Source organism: Mesorhizobium sp. M2C.T.Ca.TU.002.02.1.1 (genome assembly GCF_003997225.1).
In genome coordinates this window covers 1-2,794 of sequence record NZ_RZTO01000794.1, presented here as the reverse complement: position 1 = coordinate 2,794, position 2,794 = coordinate 1, and the positions used below count along the sequence as shown (strand labels likewise).

The window sequence follows — 2,794 nt, the reverse complement described above, 5'->3', positions numbered from 1 at the left end:
GTTCTGGGATTCCGACTGGGGCAAGACGATCAAGACCGCCGCCTATTCGCTCTACCGCCGCCGCAATCCGGAGTTGGAGCAGAAGATCGACGCCGTCATCGACATGTACGAGAAACTGCAGCAGCCCGACGGCTACCTTTCGAGCTGGTACCAGCGCATCCAGCCCGGCCTGCGCTGGACCAACCTGCGCGATTGCCATGAGCTCTACTGCGCCGGCCATCTGATCGAGGGCGCGGTCGCCTACTTCCAGGCGACGGGAAAGCGCAAGCTGCTCGACATCATGTGCCGCTACGCCGACCACATCGCCTCGATGTTCGGGCCCGAACCCGGCAAGAAGAAGGGCTATTGCGGCCATGAGGAGATCGAGCTTGCGCTGGTCAAGCTCGCGCGGGTGACGGGCGAGAAGAAATACATGGAGCTCGCGAAGTGCTTCATCGACCAGCGCGGCCAGCAGCCGCATTATTTCGACGAGGAGGCGCGCGCCCGCGGCGCCGATCCCAAGGCCTATCACTTCAAGACCTACGAATATAACCAGTCGCACAAGCCGGTGCGCGAGCAGGACAAGGTCGTCGGCCATGCCGTGCGCGCCATGTATCTCTATTCCGGCATGGCCGACATCGCGACCGAATATGGCGACGATACGCTGCGCGTGGCGCTCGACTGGCTCTGGGACGATCTGATGACCAAGAGCCTCTATGTCACCGGCGGCCTCGGGCCGTCGGCGCACAATGAAGGCTTCACCAGCGACTATGACCTGCCCAACGAGACCGCCTATGCCGAGACCTGCGCGTCGGTCGGCCTGGTGTTCTGGGCAAGCCGCATGCTGGGCATGGGGCCGAACGCCCGCTACGCCGACATGATGGAGCGCGCGCTCTATAACGGCTCGGTCTCGGGTCTGTCTCTCGACGGCTCGCTGTTCTTCTACGAGAACCCGCTGGAGAGCCGGGGAGGGCACCATCGCTGGAAATGGCACCGCTGCCCGTGCTGCCCGCCCAATATCGGCCGCATGGTGGCCTCGATCGGCGGCTATTTCTACGGCCTCGCCGACGATGCGCTGGCGGTCCATCTCTATGGCGACTCGACCGCGCGCTTCGAGATCGCCGACCGGCAGGTTACCCTGGTTCAGACCAGCAACTATCCGTGGGATGGCGCGGTCGCGATCGAGGTCGGGCCGGAGGCGCCGGTTGCGTTCACGCTTCATTTGCGCGTGCCGTCCTGGTGCCGCAAGGCGGCACTTCGGGTCAACGGCAAGCTCGTCGATCTCGAGGCGGCGACGGCCGACGGCTATGCCGCGATCCGCCGCGAATGGCGCCAGGGCGACAAGGTCGAGCTCGACCTCGAAATGTCGACGGCGCGCCTCTTCGCCAACCCGCAGGTGCGCCAGGACATCGGCCGCGTCGCGCTTGCGCGAGGGCCGCTGATCTACTGCGTCGAGGAAACCGACAATGGCGGCGGGCTGCACCGCATCGCCTTGCCGCGCGAGGCAAGGCTCGAGGCCCGCAAGGAGCCGAACCTGCTCGGCGGCATCGTCACCCTCTCGGCCATAGGCAGCAGGGCCGAGACGGAAAAATGGGGCCACGATCTCTATCGATCAGAGCCGCCGGCGGCAGAGGAGACGACAGTCAGGGCAATTCCATACTTTGCCTGGGACAACCGCGAACCCGGCGAGATGCTCGTATGGCTGAGGGAAGGGTAGGGCTCCGGCTACAGATGCACAAAAGCCGTCAGCGGCAGGTGGTCGGAGGCGACGCGCGACAGCGGCGTGTCATGGGCCTCGACGCCTGAAACCAGATCATGTCGGTTGCCCATGATGCGGTCGAGCGCCAGCACCGGCAGGCCCGACGGGAAGGTGGGCACCGCCGGCGGCGTCGGCCCGAAGGTCGTGTGCAGCGTGTTCAGCGCCGAGCGGTTGCCGAGCCGCCATTCGTTGAGGTCGCCGAGCAAGAGCGTCGGCCTCTCGTCGGCGCTGCTCATGATGTCGAGCACGACGCGGGCCTGCTCCGAGCGCGAGCGGCGCAAAAGGCCGAGATGGGCGGCGATGACACGCAGCGACCGTTTCTCGTCGAGATCGATTTCGGCGACCAGCGCGCCGCGCGGCTCCAGTCCCGGTAGCTTGAGCTGGTGGACGTCGCGCACGGTGCCGCGCTTGAACAGCAGCACATTGCCACGCCAGCCATGCCCCTTGCCGTTGCCTGTGACCGGCACCGGCACCAGCCCCGTCTCCAATTCCAGCCGGGCAAGGTCGAGCAGCCCGGCCCTGTCGCCGAAGCGGTTGTCGGCTTCCTGCAGGGCAATGACGTCGGGGCTGATTTCGCGGATGACGCGTGCCGTCCTGTCAGGATCGAACCTGCGGTCCGTGCCGATGCATTTATGGACGTTGTAGGAGGCAACGACGATCTCCGCACCGTTGACGCGCTTGCGCGGCGTCGCCTTCGCCTTGCGCGCATTTCTGGCGCGGATCGACAAGAGCACGGTCTCCGGCAGGCTGCGTCCTTTGATGTCGTCTATCTCCATGATCCTGCTGCTCGATTTCCTGCTCTAAAGATAGGGCGATCCCAGCCACAGCAAACGGTCGAAGACGCGGATTGCGAATGGCCTTGCCTTCAACGTCTGCAGCGTCACGGGCTGTGCGGTGGCGATGGCGGCCGCGATGCGGGCGTCGATCTCGGCGGCGAAATTTTCATCCAGGACTTCCATGTCGATCTCGAAATTTAGCCTCAGCGAACGGGCGTCCAGATTGGAGGAGCCGACATAGGCCCACACCCCGTCGATCGCCATCAGCTTCGAATGGTCG

Annotated in this window: 3 protein-coding genes; 1 reads left to right on the top strand and 2 read right to left on the bottom strand. The window is 65.1% G+C overall.

The window, feature by feature from the left end; all coding sequences use genetic code 11:
* Nucleotides 1–1,696, top strand: a 1,696-nt coding sequence (locus tag EOD07_RS29515; protein WP_164772653.1) for a beta-L-arabinofuranosidase domain-containing protein, incomplete at its 5' end; no start/stop codon positions are given.
* Between the two features lie 8 nt (nt 1,697–1,704).
* Here the strand turns inward: EOD07_RS29515 and EOD07_RS29510 are convergent.
* Both EOD07_RS29510 and EOD07_RS29505 read right to left on the bottom strand, forming a co-directional pair.
* Nucleotides 1,705–2,514 (bottom strand): endonuclease/exonuclease/phosphatase family protein, encoded by an 810-nt coding sequence (locus tag EOD07_RS29510; RefSeq protein ID WP_164772652.1) that lies wholly within the window; start codon nt 2,512–2,514, stop codon nt 1,705–1,707.
* A gap of 24 nt (nt 2,515–2,538) precedes the next feature.
* Nucleotides 2,539–2,794 (bottom strand): phospholipase D-like domain-containing protein (locus EOD07_RS29505; RefSeq protein ID WP_245470539.1); only part of this gene is annotated, 256 nt, incomplete at its 5' end.

Coding starts and splice junctions, on each gene's coding strand:
- EOD07_RS29510 (WP_164772652.1), bottom strand. CDS start 2,514: ATGGAGATAGACGACATCAAAGGACGCAGCCTGCCGGAGACCGTGCTC.